This is a genomic window from Nonomuraea sp. NPDC059194, from assembly GCF_042754765.1.
Lineage (GTDB): Bacteria > Actinomycetota > Actinomycetes > Streptosporangiales > Streptosporangiaceae > Nonomuraea.
The window spans coordinates 146,250-164,404 of sequence record NZ_JBHZBH010000019.1; the positions used below are offsets into that span (position 1 = coordinate 146,250).

The following is an 18,155-nucleotide window of genomic DNA, read 5'->3' on the forward strand; positions in this document are numbered from 1 at the left end:
CGTGGCCATCGACTTCGTCACGCGCCGTGAGTGGCGCGCCCGTTCCCCGCGCGGCAGTTACACCCAGCTCGAGTCCACCAGGGGAGTCAAGGTCCACTACACAGGCGGCAGGGTCGATCCGGACATCGTGCGCGACCACGCCAGGTGCGTGGCGCTGGTGCAGTCGATCCAGAACTTCCACATGGACTCCAACGGCTGGATCGACATCGGCTACTGCGTGGACGAAGAGACGGAAATCCTCACGCAGGTGGGCTGGAAGTCCTACAAGGAGCTTCACGTCGGAGATCTCGCTCTCACCCTCAACCACGAGCTCGGCGTCTCGCAGTGGCAGCCGATCCTCGAGGTGTGCGTCTTTCCGTCCAGAGAACGAGAGATGATCCGGATGGAGGGCGTCAGTCATTCCTCGCTCACCACTCCCCAGCATCGTTGGCCGGTGGAGCGTTTCCGAAGGCGCACCGGCACCACACGGCAGAAGGGCCAAGACGGGAAGTGGCTGCCGACGGGCAAGGCTCCACGCGCATTGACGACGTATGAGCGGCTCTGGGCGACCACAGAGACACTCGGCTATTGGGACCGAATTCCGATCGCCGCTCCATGCGGAGACCTGCCGGTGGAGCCGAAATGGTCCGACGCCTTCGTCGAACTCGTCGCGTGGTTCTGGACGGAAGGGCATATCAAGAGGCATCGAGACGGGCGCCGGGCCACCAGTGTGGTCCTGTACCAGTCGATGGAAACCAATCCCGGCTACGTCGCGCGCATCAGAGCCGCGCTGACGGCCGCGTTCGGCCCACCGGTCGAGGAGTTCCCTCGCGTCGGCGCACGTACCGACGGCAATCCCAGATGGCGCGAGTGCGTCAACCGGCATCTGGCGGAGTTCCATCTCTCCGCGGACGCGGGACGGCGCCTGCTGGAGGTCGCGCCTGACAGGGTGCCGAGCCACGAGTTCCTGCTCTCCCTCACCAGAGCGCAGTTGTCCCTCTTCATCGAGTCTTCCCTGGCCGCCGACAACGCGGGCGAGGACATTCTGGCGCAGAAGAGCCGGGCCGCAGCCGAGGCGTTCATGTTCGCCGTGATCCTCTCCGGCAAGGCGGCGTCCTTGCGCGTGCGGCCTCCCACCACAAGCTGCTCCAGTGAGATGTGGCACGTCAAACTGCGGCGTCAGCACCATTTCCGCCCCCGCCCCGCCGCGCTGCAGCAATCGACATTCGCTGTCACGCGCGAGACGTACACCGGGGAGATCTGGTGCCCACGCACGGAGAACCAGACCTGGCTGGCGCGCCGCAACGGCACCGTCTACTTCACCGGCAACACCTACATCGGATGCCCGCATCGGATGGTTTTCGAGGGGCGGGGGGCGCATCACCTGCCGGCGGCCAACGGGGCGGGCCTCAACTCGGGCCACTACGCGGTGCTCGGCCTGGTCGGCAACGCGGGCCTGGTCCAGCCGCCCGACGGTGTGCTCCACGCCGTTCTCGACGCCATCCAGCACCTGCGCGACGAGGGCGAGGCGGGGCGCGAGATCAAGGGGCACCGCGACGGCTTCAACACCGACTGCCCGGGCGACTCGCTGTACCGGTGGGTCAGGCGCGGCGCGCCCAGGCCGGGCGGGCAGGAGCCGCCGACGCCGCCGCAGGCCCCCGCCTTCCCCGGGCGGCTGCTGAGGTTCCCGCCGGTCATGCGCGGCGAGGACGTGCGCACCTGGCAGCGGCAGATGAACAAACGCGGCTGGAACATCGGCGTCGACGGCGCCTACGGGTCCGACTCGCGCGACGTGTGCCGCCGTTTCCAGCGCAACCAGGGCATCGCCGACGACGGCATCGTCGGCCCCGTCACCTGGCGGCTGGCCTGGGAGGCCCCGCTGCCCTGACCCGGCGTGGGGGCGGCAATCCGCCCCCCGGAGCAATGTTCTGGTACGGCTGCGCCTACCATCCAAGGCATGAGACTCGCCGCGGACTTTCCGTCGACGACCCGCGACGACTGGCGGGCCCTGGCGCTGGGTGTGCTGCGCAGGTCCGGCGTGGAGTCGGACTCGCCAGAGGCCGCGCTGGGCACCGGCACCTACGACGGTGTGCGCCTCGCGCCCCTCTACGACGAGGACGACCTGCCCGAGCTGCGCGCCCCCCGCCCCTCGCACACGGGCTGGGACATCCGCCAGCGGCATGCCGTGCCCGACAACGAGGCGGTGCTGGCCGACCTGGAGAACGGGGTCACCTCGTTGTGGCTGGCGGTCCCCGTGGAGGATCTGGCGCGCACGCTCGCCGGGGTCCACCTCGACCTGGCGCCCGTCGTGCTGGAGGCGGGGGAGCGCACCGCCGAGGCGGCCGAGGTGCTGTTCCAGCTCGGCGGCCCAGATGGCGGCCGGGTCAGTGGCAACCTGGGCGCGGGCCTCGGCCCCGTCGGCGTCGAGCTGGCCCTGCGGTGCGCGGCCGAACACCCGGGGCTGCGGGCGATCGTCGTGGACGGCCTGCCGTACCACGAGGCGGGCGGCGGCGACGCGCAGGAGCTCGGCTGCTCGCTGGCGACAGGGGTGGCGCACCTGCGGGCGCTGACCGCGGCCGGGATGCCCGTCGAGGCGGCTCTCGGGCAGCTGGAGTTCCGCTACGCGGCCACCGCCGACCAGTTCGCCACGATCGCGAAGCTGCGGGCGGCGCGGCTGCTGTGGGCGCGCGTGGCCGAGGTGTGCGGCGGTCAGGGTGTGCAACTGCAGCACGCGGTGACCAGTTCGGCGATGATGACCGCGCGCGACCCGTACGTGAACATGCTGCGGACCACGCTGGCGTGCTTCGCCGCGGGCGTGGGCGGCGCCGACGCGGTCACCGTGCTGCCCTTCGACACCGCCATGGGCGCGCCCGACGCCTTCGCCCGGCGGATCGCCCGCAACACGCAGTCGCTGCTGCTGGAGGAGGCGGGCGTGGGGCGGGTCGCCGACCCCGCGGGCGGAGCGTGGTACGTCGAGCGGCGCACCGCCGACCTGGCCGCCCAGGTGTGGGCGTGGTTCCAGGAGATCGAGGCGGCGGGCGGCATCGAGGCCGCCGGCGAGCTGGTGGCCGGGCGGATCGCGCGGACCAGGGCACGCAGGGACGACGACATCGCCCACCGGCGGTTCCCGATCACGGGCGTGAGCGAGTTCCCGAACCCGCGCGAGCGGCCCCTGCGGCCCGCCACAACCGAGGGCGTCCGCTACGCCCGCCCCTACGAGGAACTGCGCGACCTGGCCGACGCCCAGCCGCGGCGGCCCAGGGTCTTCCTCGCCACGATCGGGCCCGTCGCCGCGCACACCGCGAGGGCGTCCTTCGCGGCCAACCTCTTCCACGCCGGGGGCCTGGAGACGGTCACGTCCGGCCCTGGCACCGACCCCGAGGAGATCGCGCAGGCCTTCGCCGCCAGCGGCGCGGCCGTCGCGTGCCTGTGCTCGACCGACAGACTGTACGGCGAGCACGCCACCGCCGTCGCCCAAGCGCTCAGGCAGGCGGGCGCGAGAAGGATCTGGCTGGCGGGGAAGGGGTCGTACGAGGGCGTGGACGGGCACCTGTACACCGGATGCGACGCGCTCGACGTCCTCCGAACGACCTTCGACGACCTGGGAGTGGCCCGATGATCCCGGACTTCACGACCATCCCGCTGGCCCCGGTGGCCGCCACCGGCGGGGCCGAGGGCGAGCCGTGGGAGACGCCGGAGGGCATCGCCGTCCAACCCGGCTACACGGCGGCCGACGTCGAGGGGCTCGACTTTTTGCGGACCTATCCGGGGGCGGTGCCGTACCTGCGCGGGCCGTACCCGACGATGTACGTCAACCAGCCGTGGACGGTCAGGCAGTACGCCGGGTTCTCCACCGCCGAGGAGTCGAACGCCTTCTACCGCCGCAACCTCGCGGCCGGGCAGAAGGGCCTGTCGGTTGCCTTCGACCTGGCCACGCACCGCGGCTACGACTCCGACCACCCGCGTGTCGCGGGCGACGTCGGCATGGCGGGCGTGGCCATCGACTCCATCTACGACATGCGGCAGCTGTTCGAGGGCATCCCCCTCGACAGGATGTCGGTGTCGATGACCATGAACGGCGCCGTGCTGCCGATCCTGGCGCTCTACATCGTGGCCGCGGAGGAGCAGGGCGTCGCCTCCGAGCAGCTGACGGGGACCATCCAGAACGACATCCTCAAGGAGTTCATGGTCCGCAACACCTACATCTACCCGCCGGGGCCGTCGATGCGGATCATCTCCGACATCTTCGCCTACACCAGCACGCACATGCCGAAGTTCAACTCCATCTCGATCTCCGGCTACCACATCCAGGAGGCCGGAGCCACCTGCGACCTGGAGCTGGCCTACACGCTGGCCGACGGCGTGGAGTACCTGCGGGCGGGCATGGCGGCGGGGCTCGACATCGACGCGTTCGCGCCGCGGCTGTCGTTCTTCTGGTGCATCGGCATGAACTTCTTCATGGAGGTCGCCAAGCTGCGTGCCGCCCGCCTGCTGTGGTCCAGGCTGGTGTCGGACTTCGGGGCCAAGAACCCCAAGTCGCTGTCGCTCAGGACCCACTCCCAGACCTCCGGCTGGTCCCTCACCGCCCAGGACGTCTACAACAACGTGGTCCGCACCTGCGTCGAGGCCATGGCCGCCACCCAGGGCCACACCCAGTCGCTGCACACCAACGCCCTCGACGAGGCGCTCGCGCTGCCTACCGACTTCTCGGCCCGCATCGCCCGCAACACCCAGCTGCTGCTGCAGCAGGAGTCGGGCACCACGCACGTCATCGACCCGTGGGGCGGCTCCTACTACGTCGAGCGCCTCACCCACGACCTGGCCGAGAAGGCCTGGCAGCACATAGAGGAGGTCGAGGCAGCCGGCGGCATGGCCCGCGCGATCGACGCCGGGCTGCCCAAGCTGCGCATCGAGGAGGCCGCCGCCCGCACCCAGGCGCGCATCGACTCGGGCAGGCAGCCGGTCATCGGCGTCAACAAGTACCGGCCGCAGGCCGACGAGCCGATCGAGGTGCTCAAGGTCGACAACAGCGCGGTGCGGGCGCAGCAGCTCGACAAGCTGCGCCGCCTGCGCGCCGACAGGGACGCCGAGGCCGTACGGCAGGCGCTGGAGAACCTCACCAAGGGCGCGGCGGGCGGCGACAACCTGCTCGCGCTCGCGGTCGAGGCGGCCCGCGCGAAGGCGACGGTCGGCGAGATCTCCGACGCGCTGGAGAAGGTCTTCGGACGGCACGCGGGCCAGATCCGCACGATCTCCGGGGTGTATCGCGACGAGGCGGGTCCGGTGAAGGGCATCGAGCAGGTACGGCAGGCATGCGCCGACTTCGCCGTCGCCGAGGGGCGGCGGCCGCGCATCCTGGTGGCCAAGATGGGCCAGGACGGTCACGACCGAGGCCAGAAGGTGATCGCCACGGCCTTCGCCGACCTCGGGTTCGATGTCGACGTCGGCCCGCTGTTCCAGACGCCCGAGGAGGTGGCGCGGCAGGCGGTGGAGGCTGACGTGCACATCATCGGCGTCTCCTCCCTGGCCGCGGGCCACCTCACGCTCGTCCCCGCGCTGCGCGAGGCGCTGGCCGAGCTGGGCGCGGAGGACGTCATGATCGTGGTCGGCGGGGTGATCCCGCCCGGCGACTTCGACGAGCTGCGCGCGGCGGGCGCCTCCGCGATCTTCCCGCCCGGCACGGTGATCGCCGACGCCGCCCTCGACCTGGTGCGCGAGCTGTCCTCGCGGCTGGGCCACTGATGCCCCACACCGTGTACGGCGGGCGGCGCGGATGAGGACGCTCGACGACTACGTCCACGGCGTGAAGTCGGGCGCGCGGGCCTGGATCGCCCGCGCGATCACCCTCGTCGAGTCGACCAGGGCCGACCACGCCGAGCTGGCCCAGCGGCTGCTCGTCGAGCTGACGCCGCTGGCCGGGAACGCCCGCAGGGTGGGGATCTCCGGCGTGCCAGGCGTCGGCAAGTCGACGTTCGTCGACGCGCTCGGTACCCGTCTCACCGGTGGCGGCCACCGGGTGGCGGTGCTGGCCGTGGACCCGTCGTCCACGCGGACCGGCGGCAGCATCCTCGGCGACAAGACCCGCATGTCCCGCCTGTCGGCCGACCCGCAGGCCTTCATCAGGCCGTCGCCGACCTCCGGCACGCTCGGCGGCGTCGCCAAGGCCACCAGGGAGGCGATGGTCGTCGTCGAGGCCGCGGGCTACGACATCGTGCTCGTCGAGACCGTCGGCGTCGGCCAGTCGGAGACCGCCGTGGCCGACATGGTCGACACCTTCCTGCTGCTCAGCCTCTCCCGCACCGGCGACCAGCTCCAGGGGATCAAGAAGGGTGTGCTGGAGCTCGCCGACGTCATCGCGATCAACAAGGCCGACGGGGACTTCGAGATGGCGGCCAGGAAGGCGGCCCGCGAGCTGGCGGGCGCGCTGCGCATGCTCCGCTCGGAGGCGGCGCCGCCGCCCGTCCTGACGTGTAGCGGGCTGACGGGCGCGGGGCTGGACGAGGTGTGGGGGCAGGTCATCGCCCACCAGGACCGGATCGACCTGGCGGCCAAGCGGCGCCGCCAGCAGGTGCAGTGGACGTGGACGCTGGTGCGTGACCGGCTGCTGGCCGAGCTGCGCGGCAACCCGTCGGTGGCCTCGATCACCGCCGAGGTGGAGCGGGAGGTCCTCGACGGCACCCTGACGCCCTCGCTGGCCGCCGAACGTCTGTTGTCGGTCTTCAAACGCCTCTGAGCTCGGCACCCCTGGGCGACGACCAGGCCTCCTCCCACGGGTCGCCCGCCTCGCTCGTCCAGGTGACGGACACGAGCGTGCCTCTGTTCCGGTAGGCCCGCATGATGGCGACGTGGTCAGGCGACCGGACGAACGCCGCGAGGTCGGCTGCCATCCGCCACACCGACACCGACCCGATGCGCCGCTGCCACGGCTCGGCCCACAGCCACAGCCCGACCGCGCCGTCGAGCTCCGCCCACCGGCTGCCCAACCCCCATCCCGTACGGCAGGCCCGCGGCAGGTGCGCCGCCCTGTGCAGGCGGAAGTCGGTGAGGCTGACAACGACGGGACCCTGGCCCCTCGGTTCGGGTCCTGGAATCCAGCGGCTCCTGATCACGCGGCGAGGACCTTCGCCGCGTCGCGGATCTCCGCGCTGAACGGCGTCGGCCTGAACGTCGAGGGGTCGAGGTTGACGTTCACCCTGCGTCCCTCGGCGTGAACGGTCTGGCCGTCGGGGGACAGGACGCGGAAGCCGTACACACCGCTGGTGTTGCCCATCCGCTCCATCCAGAAGTGGACCAGCGGCTCGCCCGAGCCCGTGATCGGCACGTGGTAGGTGATGGTGAACTCGCGGACGGCGAAGAAGACGTCCTTGAAGCGGGACAGGGCGGGGTTGAAGTTCCAGCCGAGCTCGGTCCAGAACGCGGTGATGGCCCGCTCGACGAGCACGGAGTAGTGGGCGTTGTGCAGCAGGCCCATGGCGTCGAGGTCGTCGAAGTGGACCTGGACGGGACGGGTGTGGGACAAGGTCAATCCTCCGGGAGGAGCGATGGATCGGGGGACAGCGCGCGCAGCCGCTCCAGAACGGCTCTGCGGGCGCGGACGAAGGCCTGCGGGCCGTCGCGCAGGCGGGAGTGGGTGACGACGGCCTCGCCGAGCGCCTCGATCTCGTAGGCGAGCTGCGCGGGATCGGCTCGCAGCTCGCCCCTGTCGACGGCTTCCTGGACGGACTTCTCCAGGAAGCCGAGCCAGTCGTTCATCGCCTGCGCCACCCTGTCCTTGACGGGGCCTGGGCGGTCGTCGAACTCGACCTGGGCGGCGAAGAAGAAGCAGCCGCCCGGCAGCACGCCCTCCTGGTAGAAGGCGAGCCTGGCCTCGTGCAGGGCCAGCACCCTGCGGACGCCTTCCGGTACGGCGAGGGCGGGGGTGACGACGTGTTCGATCCACTGCCGCCTGGCCCAGTCGACGGCTTCGAGCTGCAGCTGCTCCTTGTCCCGCCAGTGGGCGAAGAATCCGGACTTGCTGACTCCCGCCGCCTCGGCCAGACGGCCGAGCGTCAAGCCGTCGAGACCGTCGACCGACGCCAGCGCCACGGCGCTGCCGAGGATGGCCTCCCGGCTGCGCTGCCCGCGCACCTTCCTTCCGTCTGTCATGGCGCCAGGCTAACACAATAAGACCGATCGGTCGTTAAGTTAGGTGGCTTGGCCGCCTGTGCTAGATTTTGGCCATGCGGTCAGAAAACGAGGCAGCCGGCCAGAAGCCGCGGTCGTTCATCGAGCAGGCCAGACGGGCCCAGATCATGGCCGCGGCCATCGAGGTCATCGCCGACGTCGGATTCGCCAAGGCGTCGCTCGCCCTCATCGCCAAGCACGCCGGCATCAGCAAGGGCGTCATCTCCTACCACTTCGCCGGCAAGGACGACCTGATGGAGGAGGTGGTCAACCACGTCTACTCCGACATCGCCGACTTCGTCCTGGCCAGGATGGAGGGCAAGACCACGGCCACCGAGCTGCTGCGCACCCAGATCCTCACTGTCGCCGAGCACATGCGCGAGCACCGCGTCCAGCTCAAGGCCCTGGGCGAGATCTTCAACAACCTCAGGCTGCCCGACGGCTCCCCGAGGTACGGCATCGCCGCCAACGAGGAGCTCTACCAGTCGCTGGAGCGCATCTACCGCTTCGGCCACGAGACCGGCGAGTTCCGGCCGTTCGACCCCCGGGTCATGGCGATCACCCACAGCGCCGCCGTGGACAACATGTTCGCCTACTGGTCGGTCCACCCCGAGCACGACCTCGACGCCCACGCCAGAGAGTTGGCCGAGATCCTCGTCCGCGCCACGAAAGGCCCCCAGTGAGAAGGCTCGCCTACGTCGACAACCTGCGCGTGCTCCTCACCGTCCTGGTGATCCTGCACCACGTGGCCCTCACCTACGGCAACATCCCCGCCTGGTACGTCTTCGAGCAGGCCGAGGACCCGTCGGGACTGGCGCTCGACGTGCTGGTCATGTTCGACCAGGCGTTCTTCATGGGGTTCTTCTTCCTCATCTCCGGCCTGTTCACCCCCGCCTCCTACGACCGCAAGGGCGGCGGCGCCTTCCTGCGCGACCGGCTGGTACGGCTCGGCATCCCGCTGCTCGCCTTCCTCCTGCTGCTGCGTCCCCTGGCGATGGTCGGCGTCCGGCAGGACTTCGACCTGCCGTACTGGATGTTCTACCTCGGCTCGTGGGACGCGGGCCCGATGTGGTTCGTGGAGGTGCTGCTGGTCTTCGCCACGGTCTACGCCGTCATCCGCCGCTACGGCCGGATCCCGCGCCAGGGGCCCGAGCAGGCGCCGGGAGCGGCGGCGATCGCCGCCTACACGCTGGCGCTGGCCGTGGTCACCTTCGCCTGGCGGCTGGTGGTGCCCGTCGGCCTCTACGTGCCGGTCCTCGGCCTGCCCACGCCGTCCCATCTGCCGCAGTACGCCAGCATGTTCGCGCTCGGCGTGCTCGCCCACCGGCGCGGCTGGTTCGCCACGCTTTCGCGGCGGGCGGGCAGGCTCGGCTTCGCCGCTGCGAGCGCGGGGACGCTGGTGCTGCTTCCCGTACGCTTCATGACCGGCGGGGCGCTCGCGGACCTGGCCCAGGCCGCGTGGGAGGCGGTGTTCGCGGTCGGCATGATCATCGGGCTGCTGGTGCTGTTCCGCGAGCGCTTCAACACCCAGGGCGCGCGCGGCAGGTTCCTGTCCGAGCAGGCCTATACCGTCTACATCATCCACCCCGTCGTGCTGGTCGCTCTCACCTACGCCTTCGCCTGGCTCCACACCGCCGCGGTCGTCACGTTCGCGGTCGTCTCCGCGCTCGCGCTGCCGCTGTGCTGGGGAATCGCCTACCTGGTGCGCTCGCTGCCGGGCGCGAAGCGGATCCTGTGAGTCCGTCGGCGGTGACACCGGGTGACGCTGAAAGCCCGCGAAGGTGGGCACTAGTTACTCATGCGACTCCGATCACGGCTGCACCGCCTCGACAAACACCTGTACGCCGCCGTCGCGCAGGCCAGGCTGCCAGGCTTGGAACGCGTCCTGCCGCCGCTGTCCAGAGCGGCCGACAACGCGTTGCTGTGGGCGGGAGTCGCGGGAACATTCGCGCTGAGCGGCAGGAGCCGCCTGCGCAGAGCCGCCACCAGGGGCCTGCTCGCGGTCAGCTTGGCCAGCCCCCTGGTCAACCTGGCGGGAAAGCAGGCCTTCGGCCGCAAACGCCCGGTGTCCGACGAGCTGCCGCTGGCCAGACTGCTCAAGACGCCGCTGTCGGCGTCGTTCCCCTCGGGTCACTCCGCCTCGGCTGCCGCCTTCGCCACCGCCGTCGCGCTCGAAGCCCCGATCGCCGTCGCCGTCCCCGTGAGCGCGCTGGCGGCGGCGGTGTGCTTCTCTCGCGTCTACACCGGCGTGCACTACCCGGGCGACGTGCTGGCGGGCATGGCCATCGGCGTCGCCGCCGGGCTCGTCACCCGCCGCATCTGGCCCGAGGCGAGCGAGGCGGGACGGGCCCGCGCCTCGGCCACCGCGCCCGCCTTCGAGGTCGACCCGTCGGGCGAAGGGCTCGCCGTGGCCGTCGAATCCGCGGCGGACGAGGTGGCGCAGACGCTGCGCAAGGCCTTCCCCCGGGCCGAGTTCGTCCCGCTCGACGCCATCGACCGGGCCGGTGGCAAGGCGCTGGCCGTCGCGGGCGGCGACGCGGCCGTCAGCCGCGGCGCCCAGGCCGCCCTCGACCTCGGCAGGCCGCTCCTGGTCGTCCCCACGGCCACGCCCGGCCACTTCGCCGCCGAACTCGGCATCGCCGACGCGCCCGAGGCCGTCGCCGCCTACCAGGCGGGCGACCTGGCGGCCGTCGACGTGGGCGAGGTCGCGGGCAGGGTCTTCGTCGGCAACGCCGGGCTCGGCCTCTACCCGTCGCTCGCCGACCGGAGAGAGGCCAGGCAGAAGCGGATCGGCACGTGGCCCGCCCTGCTGTGGGGCCTGGCCGAGGTGCTCGGCCGCGACGCGGCGCCCGTCGACGTGGTCGTGGACGGCGTGCCGTACCGGGCCTGGATGCTGTTCGTGGGCAACTGCCGGCACGGCTCGCGCGGCCCCGCCCCCGGACGGCGGGCCAGGCTGGAGGACGGCGTGCTCGACATCCGGCTGCTGACCGCCGCCCGGCGGCTGCCCCGCCTGCGCGCGTTCGGGAGCGTGATCGGCGGACGGCTGCGGCTGTCGCGCCACTACCGGCAGTGGACCGCCGACACGGTGCGCGTCGAGACGCCTTCAGGAGAGGTACGGCTGGCCCGCGACGGCGAGACGGTCACCGCCCGCGGGCCCCTGACCTTCGTCAAACGCCCGCGCTCACTCCACGTCTTCCGCTAGGTGAGGTTGGCGTCCTTGTAGAAGGCGTCCAGCGTCTGCCCGTAGTGCTCCTCGACCACCTTGCGCTTGATCTTCAGGCTGGGCGTCAGCTCCCCGGTCTCCACCGTGAAGTCGTTCGCCAGGATCGCGAACTCCTTGACCGTCTCGTAGCTGGCCAGCCCGTCGTTGACCTGCTTGATCGCCTTGGCGACCTCCTCGCGCATCCGCGGGTGCTCGCGCAGCTTGCCGGGATCGTCGGGCAGCCCCTCGGCCGCCGCCCACGGCCGTACGACGTCCATGTCGAGCGTCACCAGCGCCGTGCAGAAGTTGCGCCGGTCGCCGTGCACGAACACGTGCGACAGGTACGGGCACGCCGCCTTGATCCGCCCCTCCAGGTGGGTGGGCGCCACGTACTTGCCGCCCGAGGTCTTGATCAGCTCCTTCTTCCTGTCGGTGATGCGCAGCCGGCCGGCCTCGTCGAGCTCGCCGATGTCGCCGGTGTGCAGCCAGCCGTCCTCGAGCGTCTCGGCCGTCTCCTGTGACAGCCCGTGGTAGCCGCGCATGATGCCGCGCCCGCCGATGAGGATCTCGCCGTCTTCGGCGATGCGGACCTCGGTGCCGGGCAGCGGTGGCCCGACCGTCCCGATGCTGACACCGCCCGGCCTGGTCAGGAAGCTGCCCGCCGACGACTCGGTCAGGCCGTACCCCTCCAGGATCGTCAGCCCCGCGCCGTCGAAGAACTCGCCGATGTCCTGGGAGAGGGGAGCGGCGCCCGAGACGAAGTAGCGGATGCGCCCGCCGAAGCGGTCGCGCAGCTTGGCGAACACCAGGCGGTCGGCCAGCGCGTACTCCAGACGCGTGGTCAGCGGGAGCGCCGCGCCGCGCTGGCGGGCCCTGCTGACCCTGATGCCCGTCTTCTTGGCCCACTCGAAGATCCGCAGCTTCGCGCCGCCCTCGCGCCTGACCGTCGCGACGACCGTGTTGTGGATCTTCTCGAAGATGCGCGGTGCGGCGGCCATGAACGTCGGCTTCAGCTCGCCCAGGTTCTCGGCGATCTTGTCGAGACGGCCGTCGATCGCCGTCGGCACCCCGATGTCGATCATCACGACCTCGAGGAGCTTGCCGAACGAGTGCGACAGCGGCAGCCAGAGGAAGTGCAGGTCGTCGGGGCCGATCAGGTCGATCTTGCGGACGGCCTCCGCCGCGTACAGCCAGTTGTCGTGGGTCAGCTCCACGCCCTTGGGCCTGCCGGTGGTGCCCGAGGTGTAGATGAGCGTGGCCAGGTCGTCCGCCGAGATCGCGTCGATCATGGCGTCGTAGTCGCCCTCGGCGCCGACCTGGTCGAGGGGGATCACCCAGCCGTCCTCGCTCGCCGTGCCGTCGATGACGACGACGTGGCGGATGCCGGGCAGGTCATCGCGCACCGAGGCCAGCTTGGCGACCTGGTCGTCGTTCTCCGCGATGACCAGCGTGCTGCCGGAGTCGTTGATGACGTACGCGCACTCGGCGGCGGTGTTCGAGGGGTAGATCGTCGTGGTGGCCGAGCCCGTGGACAGCACGGCCAGGTCGGTGATCACCCACTCCAGCCTGGTCGAGCAGAGGATGGACACCCTGGAATCGGCGCCGGCGCCGAGTTCGGCCAGGCCCAGCGCCAGCGGCCGGACCCGCTCGCCCACCTGGGCCCAGGTCAGCGATTCCCATCCGGCGCCCGCCGGATGACGATAGGCCTCGGCGTCGGGGGTGGCCTTGATCCGATCGCGCAGCAGAGCGGGAATGCTCGACATTCCTGACCTCCGTGGGGGACGACTGCGGGGAGGGGACGACTTGGTGCGCACTCTAGGCCGAGCAGGGCATGTCAGTCGATGGTCTGCTCGCGGCCCTGCGCAGCCCTTGCGCGTGATCTTTTGGTCGGCTATGGTCTCGGGGTCGCATTACCGAGCCGTGGAGGCTGTTGACGTGAGGTTCTGAGGTCGCGGGCACCGCGCCGTCTCGCCCTGTCGGGGGCACGTGCGCACCTGGACCTCGGGCGTCTTCGCGGTGGTTCCCGCCAAGTCATGAAATTTCGACATTTCTGACGGGAGCATCCTCATGTCATTTTCCGTAGTGATCGACCATGTCTCGTACGGCTGGCCAGACGGCACCCCGGTGCTCGACCGCCTCGACGCCGCCTTCCCCGCCGGGCGCACCGGCCTGATCGGCGCGAACGGTTCCGGCAAGTCAACCCTGCTCAAGATCATCGCAGGGGAGCTGCGCCCCGGATCCGGCTCGGTCGGCGTGGCAGGACAGGTCGGCTACCTGCCGCAGAACCTGCCGCTTCGCGCCGAGCTCACGGTCTCCGACCTGCTCGGCATCAGTGAGACCAGGGCCGCGCTGCACGCGATCGAGTCGGGCGACGTACGAGAGGAGCACTTCACCGCCGTCGGCGACGACTGGGACGTGGAGGAACGGGCGAGCGCCCAGCTGTCCACGCTCGGCCTCGACCACGTCGGCCTCGACCGCACGGTCGCGACGCTGTCCGGCGGCGAGAGCGTCATGGTGGGGCTGGCCGCCCAGTTCCTGCACCGGCCCGACGTGCTGCTGCTCGACGAACCCACCAACAACCTCGACCTCGAGGCCAGGCGGCGGCTCTACGCCGCCGTCTCCGCGTGGCCGGGGGTGCTGATCGTCGTCAGCCACGACCGGGCGCTGCTCGACCTGGTCGATCAGATCGCCGAGCTGCGCGAGGGCGCCGTCCGGTTCTTCGGCGGCAACCTGACCGACTACGAGCGGATCCTCGCCGCCGAGCAGGAGACCGCCGAGCGCATGGTCAGGGTGGCCGAGTCCGACGTGCGCAAGCAGCGGCGCGAGCTCGTCGAGGCCAGGATCAAGCTCGACCGGAGGGTCCGCTACGGCGACAAGATGTACGCCAACAAGCGCGAACCGAAGATCGTCATGCAGGCGCGCAAGCGCGAGGCACAGGTGGCGGCGGGCAAACACCGCAACATGCACATCGAGAAACTGGAGGAGGCGCGTGAGCGGCTGAACGAGGCGTCGCAGGCCGTGCGCGACGACGCCGAGATCCGCATCTCGCTGCCGGGCACCGAGGTCCCGGCCGGGCGGGTCGTCCTGTCCTTCGACACGTCATGCCGTACCGAAGGGTCGCTGGAACGCCTGGAGGTGCGGGGACCGGAACGGATCGCGCTGCTCGGCCCCAACGGGTCGGGCAAGACCACCCTGCTCAAAGCCATCATGGCGGCGGGGGCGCCGGTCCCCGTCGGCTACCTGCCGCAGCGGCTGGACGTCCTGGACGAGAGCCTCAACGTGATCGACAACGTCCGGGCGCACGCGCCCGGCGCCTCGGTCAACGAGGTGCGCGCCCGCCTGGCGCGCTTCCTGTTCAGAGGCGCGCGAGCCGAGCAGCCGGTGGGCACGCTGTCGGGCGGCGAACGCTTCAGGGCGACGCTGGCGGCGCTGCTGTCGGCCGAGCCGCCCCCGCAACTGCTGCTGCTGGACGAGCCGACCAACAACCTCGACCTGTCCAGCGTCAGACGGCTGTCGGAGGCGCTGGCCGCCTACCGGGGCGCGCTGATCGTGGCCAGCCACGATCTGCCGTTCCTGCAGGGGCTCGGGATCACCCGATGGCTCCGGCAGAATCGGGACAGCGGTCTGACCGAATCCTGATTGACGCCAGGGGATCAGCCGGGCAATAGTGTGGCAGATGGTTGCCCCCCGGTTGATCTCCTGCGTGCTCGGTCTGGCGACGCTCACCCTGACCGCGTGCACCGCCACCGTCGGGGGCCCGGCGGAGACCTCCCCGGCAGCCGCGGTGTCGGCGGGCACGGCGCCCGCTCTTACCGCCGACGCCTACCGTGACGCGCTCGGCGAGCAGCGCGCGAACGTCCGCAAGGCGCTCGCCTCGGTGTCGTCCGCCCGCACGATCAAGACGCTCGACGAGCGGATGGAACGTGCCGACGAGACCCTCCGCGCCGCCGCCGACGCCTTGTCCGCCCTCGCGCCCCCCGTGGAGGCGCGCGTGCAGCACGAGGCGTACGTGGCGAGCCTGCGCGACTTCACCGCCGCGATAGGAGTGGCGCTCGGCAAAGTGGACGACAGGGGCATCTGTACGGCAGGCGGAGTCTTCAGCGCCGTCGCGGACAAGCTGCAGGCGCTGGACCAGGCGGGCACCTCGCTGAAGGCGCTCGGCGACTACCCGGCGGACGTGGTGGCGGTGAAAGCGGCCAGGAAGCAGACCAGGCGGCCGGCCAACGGCCGGTTCCTGCGTTCGGAGCGGCTCAACGGGCGCAGTTCCCTGCTGATCGACAACGGCGGGTCGAGGGACGCGGTGGTGACCGTGCTGCGGGGCAAGGGCAAGGCGTTCAGCGTCTTCGTGCGCAGGAAATCGACGTTCAAGGTCACCGGGGTCCGCGACGGGACGTACGAGATCTTCTTCACCCACGGGGCGGACTGGGACGGCAGGGCGTTCACCCGGTCGTGCAGTTTCGAGCGGTTCGAGAAGCCGGTGCGGTTCCGGACGACGTACACGGCGACGCAGATCAAGTGGCACGACTGGCGGGTCACCCTGCACTCGGTCACCGGGGGAAACGCGCCCACCACCGACGTCGACCCCGGGTCCTTCCCCTCCTGAACCCGCCCTTCGCCCGCACCCTGGGCTCTGCCCTGTCGGTCATAGAAGGGGGGAGCCGGGTCAAGCGCGGCCGGTCTTCCGAGATGGGAGCCGAGCCGAGCCCGGTCGGCCATGGGGGACGGGAGCGTGGTCCTGCCCCGTCGGTCATCGGTAACGGGAGCGGGCTCCGGCCCCGCCGGTCTTCGGAGACGGGAAAGGGCCGCGGCCCTCGTTGGAACGAGGTCGCGGCCCTTTCTCATCGGGGTCAGGAGGAGAACAGCATCCCGAGGAAGCTGTCGTGCCTGCGCCGGTGGCCGTAGTGCCCGCCACCGTAGTGCGGGGCGGGGGCGCCCCACGCCGGGGCCCCGTGAGCGGGAGCCGCCGGAGGCGGAGGCGCGGCGGGCGGGGTGTGGTACTGGGACTCCATGCGAGTCAGCGTCTCCAGCTCGCCGTAGTCGAGGAAGATCCCTCGGCAGTTCTCACACTGCTCGATGTGGACCCCGTTGCGCTCATAGGTCCGCATATTGCCGCGGCACTTGGGGCACTGCATCTGGTTCGATCTCCTTGCCCTTTGGCGGGATGAAACTCTGTCTTGCGTGCGCCACTATGTCAGCCTTACTTGAGGCCGACAATCCTGCCGCACGACTGGATCAACGATTGCTCCACCTCGTCCAGTTCCCGGTTTTCCCTGTGCGCATGGCCGACGGCCACCGCGGCGATCTGCACGGTGACCGCTCTGGCCGGAATGTCCAGCCGGGCCCACGGGTCCTGAGGGTCGAGCGCGGGACCACCTGACGCCAGGTAAGCGTTGAGAAAGCGGCCCCAGATCTGCGGATCGAGAAGGCCCGCGGCGAACCACGCCGCGGGCCTGGCCAGATCCCATGCGGGGTCACCGATCCCGAGGTCGTCCACGTCGATCAGCAGCCACCGATCGGAGCGCTGGACGAGCTGCCCGAGATGCCAGTCGCCGTGGGTGAGCAGGCGGGGAACCGGCTCGGGCTCGGGCAGGGCGGCGAACGCCTGCCGTACCAGCCGCTGGGCCGCTCCGTCTCCCGGCATGCTCATGACCGCGCGCGCCATCCGCTCGGGCCCGCCCGCCTCCGGCAGCGGCGGCACCGCGGTCTGCGGTACGGCATGCAGCCGCGCCAGCAGCCGCGCCCCCTCCTCCCACGGAGCACCGTCGGGGTCATCGGGCGCGACCGGTGTCCCGGCAGGCCATACGGTCACCGATCTTCCGCATACCGTTTGCACCTCGGGATGCAGGGGAGGCAGCAGCACCCCCGTCATCGCGGCCGACGCGGACGCCTTGAGCCTCAGCCGCAGGGGAGCCTGCTCGTCCCTGGCCGAATGCGCCTTGACCACGACCTCGCCACGTCGGACGACGACGACGTCGCTCCTGGTCTGATGCCGGGTCGGCGCGCCCGCCCCGCCGTACTCGCCGGCCATGCGCGACAGCTCATCCTCGAGATCCACCCGCAAAGCCTACGAGTCACCGCGAATGGGATGGCCTGTTCATCTGGATTCCTGCGATGCTCGCCCTCGGTCTCGCGGGCTTTCCTCGCATTCCGGGCACACTCGCCCACGCTTTTCGCCCGGATGCTCACCCGTCGGGGAGACTCACCTGTCGAGAAGTAAGGAAGAGGTGGCACGCATGCACCTGCCGAATCCCCCGCGGCTGATCCTGCTGTGCGGCCTGCCCGGCGCAGGGAAGACCACGCTCGCCAGGCGGCTGGCGGCCGACCTGCCCGCCGTCCGGCTGTGTCCCGACGAGTGGCTGGCGGCGCTCGGCCTCGACCTCTTCGACGAGACGACCCGTGACCTGCTCGAACGCCAGCTCTGGCGGCACGCGCGCGAGCTGCTGTCCCTCGGCGGGAGCGTGATCCTCGAGTACGGCTTCTGGGGACGTTCCGAGCGGGACGACAAGCGCCAGGCCGCCCGGGAGCTCGGCGTGGGTGTGGAACTCCACTACCTGGACGTCCCCTTCGAGGAGCTGTGCCGCCGGGTGGAGGCGCGCACCGGCATTCCCATCACGCGCGAGTTGATGGCGCACTACGCGACGCTGTTTCAGGCGCCGGATGCCGAAGAACTCGCCCTGTTCGATCCCCCTGATGACCGTTTTCTCCGGTACGGCGGTGCGTTGATTTGACGGGTGGCGGAGTCGTACATAGAGTTCACCAGTCCCACCCAGCCGGCGTTGATCGTCGGCTGTCCGGGGGAACCTTCTCAAGC

At 70.7% G+C, this 18,155-nt stretch carries 16 protein-coding genes; 10 read left to right on the forward strand and 6 right to left on the reverse strand.

Annotation, left to right across the window (positions count from 1 at the left end; translation table 11 throughout):
* The first annotated feature begins 1 nt into the window (after window position 1).
* The 4 genes from ACFXJ8_RS23560 to meaB all read left to right on the forward strand — a co-directional run bounded on the left by ACFXJ8_RS23560 (window position 2) and on the right by meaB (window position 6,712).
* Window positions 2-1,867 (forward strand): peptidoglycan-binding protein, encoded by a 1,866-nt coding sequence (locus ACFXJ8_RS23560; RefSeq protein ID WP_379646081.1) that lies wholly within the window; start codon window positions 2-4, stop codon window positions 1,865-1,867.
* A gap of 69 nt (window positions 1,868-1,936) precedes the next feature.
* Window positions 1,937-3,598 carry a methylmalonyl-CoA mutase family protein gene (locus ACFXJ8_RS23565; protein ID WP_379646082.1) on the forward strand — a complete coding sequence of 554 codons (1,662 nt, stop codon included), beginning with the start codon at window positions 1,937-1,939 and terminating at the stop codon, window positions 3,596-3,598.
* Window positions 3,595-5,721, forward strand: a complete 2,127-nt coding sequence (scpA, locus tag ACFXJ8_RS23570; protein ID WP_379646083.1) for a methylmalonyl-CoA mutase — start codon at window positions 3,595-3,597, stop codon at window positions 5,719-5,721. The genes ACFXJ8_RS23565 and scpA overlap by 4 nt, the downstream gene beginning before the upstream one ends.
* A 31-nt stretch (window positions 5,722-5,752) precedes the next feature.
* Window positions 5,753-6,712, forward strand: a complete 960-nt coding sequence (gene meaB, locus ACFXJ8_RS23575; RefSeq protein WP_379646084.1) for a methylmalonyl Co-A mutase-associated GTPase MeaB — start codon at window positions 5,753-5,755, stop codon at window positions 6,710-6,712.
* Here the strand turns inward: meaB and ACFXJ8_RS23580 are convergent.
* The 3 genes from ACFXJ8_RS23580 to ACFXJ8_RS23590 are packed head-to-tail and all read right to left on the reverse strand — an operon-like array spanning window position 6,699 to window position 8,124.
* Window positions 6,699-7,088 (reverse strand): hypothetical protein, encoded by a 390-nt coding sequence (locus ACFXJ8_RS23580; RefSeq protein ID WP_379646085.1) that lies wholly within the window; start codon window positions 7,086-7,088, stop codon window positions 6,699-6,701. The two genes, meaB and ACFXJ8_RS23580, sit on opposite strands and share 14 nt — an antisense overlap.
* The gene (locus ACFXJ8_RS23585; RefSeq protein ID WP_379646086.1) at window positions 7,085-7,498 is read right to left on the reverse strand and encodes an acyl-CoA thioesterase; all 414 of its coding nucleotides are present in this window, start codon (window positions 7,496-7,498) and stop codon (window positions 7,085-7,087) included. Before ACFXJ8_RS23585 ends, ACFXJ8_RS23580 begins: the two co-directional genes overlap by 4 nt.
* Before the next feature lie 2 nt (window positions 7,499-7,500).
* The gene (locus ACFXJ8_RS23590; RefSeq protein WP_379646087.1) at window positions 7,501-8,124 is read right to left on the reverse strand and encodes a TetR/AcrR family transcriptional regulator; all 624 of its coding nucleotides are present in this window, start codon (window positions 8,122-8,124) and stop codon (window positions 7,501-7,503) included.
* A 74-nt stretch (window positions 8,125-8,198) separates the two neighbouring features.
* Here ACFXJ8_RS23590 and ACFXJ8_RS23595 point away from each other — a divergent pair, with 74 nt between their 5' ends.
* The 3 genes from ACFXJ8_RS23595 to ACFXJ8_RS23605 are packed head-to-tail and all read left to right on the forward strand — an operon-like array spanning window position 8,199 to window position 11,344.
* Complete coding sequence (locus ACFXJ8_RS23595; RefSeq protein ID WP_379646088.1) at window positions 8,199-8,825, forward strand: TetR/AcrR family transcriptional regulator; 627 nt, start codon at window positions 8,199-8,201, stop codon at window positions 8,823-8,825.
* On the forward strand, window positions 8,822-9,880 hold the full coding sequence (locus ACFXJ8_RS23600) for a DUF1435 family protein (RefSeq protein WP_379646089.1): 1,059 nt from the start codon (window positions 8,822-8,824) through the stop codon (window positions 9,878-9,880). The genes ACFXJ8_RS23595 and ACFXJ8_RS23600 overlap by 4 nt, the downstream gene beginning before the upstream one ends.
* Window positions 9,881-9,940: 60 nt before the next feature.
* Window positions 9,941-11,344 carry a bifunctional phosphatase PAP2/diacylglycerol kinase family protein gene (locus tag ACFXJ8_RS23605; RefSeq protein ID WP_379646090.1) on the forward strand — a complete coding sequence of 468 codons (1,404 nt, stop codon included), beginning with the start codon at window positions 9,941-9,943 and terminating at the stop codon, window positions 11,342-11,344.
* Here the strand turns inward: ACFXJ8_RS23605 and ACFXJ8_RS23610 are convergent.
* The gene (locus ACFXJ8_RS23610) at window positions 11,341-13,107 is read right to left on the reverse strand and encodes an AMP-dependent synthetase/ligase (protein ID WP_379646091.1); all 1,767 of its coding nucleotides are present in this window, start codon (window positions 13,105-13,107) and stop codon (window positions 11,341-11,343) included. The genes ACFXJ8_RS23605 and ACFXJ8_RS23610 overlap by 4 nt on opposite strands.
* A gap of 304 nt (window positions 13,108-13,411) precedes the next feature.
* On the opposite strand from ACFXJ8_RS23610, the gene ACFXJ8_RS23615 reads away from it, so the two are divergent.
* Complete coding sequence (locus ACFXJ8_RS23615) at window positions 13,412-14,983, forward strand: ABC-F family ATP-binding cassette domain-containing protein (RefSeq protein ID WP_379646092.1); 1,572 nt, start codon at window positions 13,412-13,414, stop codon at window positions 14,981-14,983.
* Window positions 14,984-15,020: 37 nt separating this feature from the next.
* Window positions 15,021-15,947: a hypothetical protein gene (locus tag ACFXJ8_RS23620; RefSeq protein ID WP_379646093.1), complete on the forward strand. Its 927-nt coding sequence runs from the start codon at window positions 15,021-15,023 to the stop codon at window positions 15,945-15,947.
* Window positions 15,948-16,191: 244 nt separating this feature from the next.
* Here ACFXJ8_RS23620 and ACFXJ8_RS23625 read toward each other — a convergent pair whose 3' ends face one another.
* Both ACFXJ8_RS23625 and ACFXJ8_RS23630 read right to left on the reverse strand, forming a co-directional pair.
* Entirely contained in the window at window positions 16,192-16,476 is a 285-nt protein-coding gene (locus tag ACFXJ8_RS23625) for a zf-TFIIB domain-containing protein (protein WP_379646094.1), read from the reverse strand.
* 65 nt (window positions 16,477-16,541) lie between these two features.
* Window positions 16,542-17,399: a phosphotransferase gene (locus ACFXJ8_RS23630; RefSeq protein ID WP_379646095.1), complete on the reverse strand. Its 858-nt coding sequence runs from the start codon at window positions 17,397-17,399 to the stop codon at window positions 16,542-16,544.
* A gap of 178 nt (window positions 17,400-17,577) precedes the next feature.
* On the opposite strand from ACFXJ8_RS23630, the gene ACFXJ8_RS23635 reads away from it, so the two are divergent.
* The gene (locus tag ACFXJ8_RS23635) at window positions 17,578-18,072 is read left to right on the forward strand and encodes an AAA family ATPase (protein WP_379646096.1); all 495 of its coding nucleotides are present in this window, start codon (window positions 17,578-17,580) and stop codon (window positions 18,070-18,072) included.
* The last annotated feature ends 83 nt before the right edge of the window (window positions 18,073-18,155 follow it).

Excerpts from the sequence above, each read along its gene's own strand:
- ACFXJ8_RS23625 (WP_379646094.1), bottom strand. The coding sequence starts at position 16,476 with ATGCAGTGCCCCAAGTGCCGCGGCAATATGCGGACCTATGAGCGCAAC.
- ACFXJ8_RS23620 (WP_379646093.1), top strand. The coding sequence starts at position 15,021 with ATGGTTGCCCCCCGGTTGATCTCCTGCGTGCTCGGTCTGGCGACGCTC.
- ACFXJ8_RS23595 (WP_379646088.1), top strand. The coding sequence starts at position 8,199 with ATGCGGTCAGAAAACGAGGCAGCCGGCCAGAAGCCGCGGTCGTTCATC.
- ACFXJ8_RS23610 (WP_379646091.1), bottom strand. The coding sequence starts at position 13,107 with ATGTCGAGCATTCCCGCTCTGCTGCGCGATCGGATCAAGGCCACCCCC.
- ACFXJ8_RS23605 (WP_379646090.1), top strand. The coding sequence starts at position 9,941 with ATGCGACTCCGATCACGGCTGCACCGCCTCGACAAACACCTGTACGCC.
- scpA (WP_379646083.1), top strand. The coding sequence starts at position 3,595 with ATGATCCCGGACTTCACGACCATCCCGCTGGCCCCGGTGGCCGCCACC.
- ACFXJ8_RS23590 (WP_379646087.1), bottom strand. The coding sequence starts at position 8,124 with ATGACAGACGGAAGGAAGGTGCGCGGGCAGCGCAGCCGGGAGGCCATC.
- ACFXJ8_RS23615 (WP_379646092.1), top strand. The coding sequence starts at position 13,412 with ATGTCATTTTCCGTAGTGATCGACCATGTCTCGTACGGCTGGCCAGAC.
- ACFXJ8_RS23565 (WP_379646082.1), top strand. The coding sequence starts at position 1,937 with ATGAGACTCGCCGCGGACTTTCCGTCGACGACCCGCGACGACTGGCGG.
- ACFXJ8_RS23635 (WP_379646096.1), top strand. The coding sequence starts at position 17,578 with ATGCACCTGCCGAATCCCCCGCGGCTGATCCTGCTGTGCGGCCTGCCC.
- meaB (WP_379646084.1), top strand. The coding sequence starts at position 5,753 with ATGAGGACGCTCGACGACTACGTCCACGGCGTGAAGTCGGGCGCGCGG.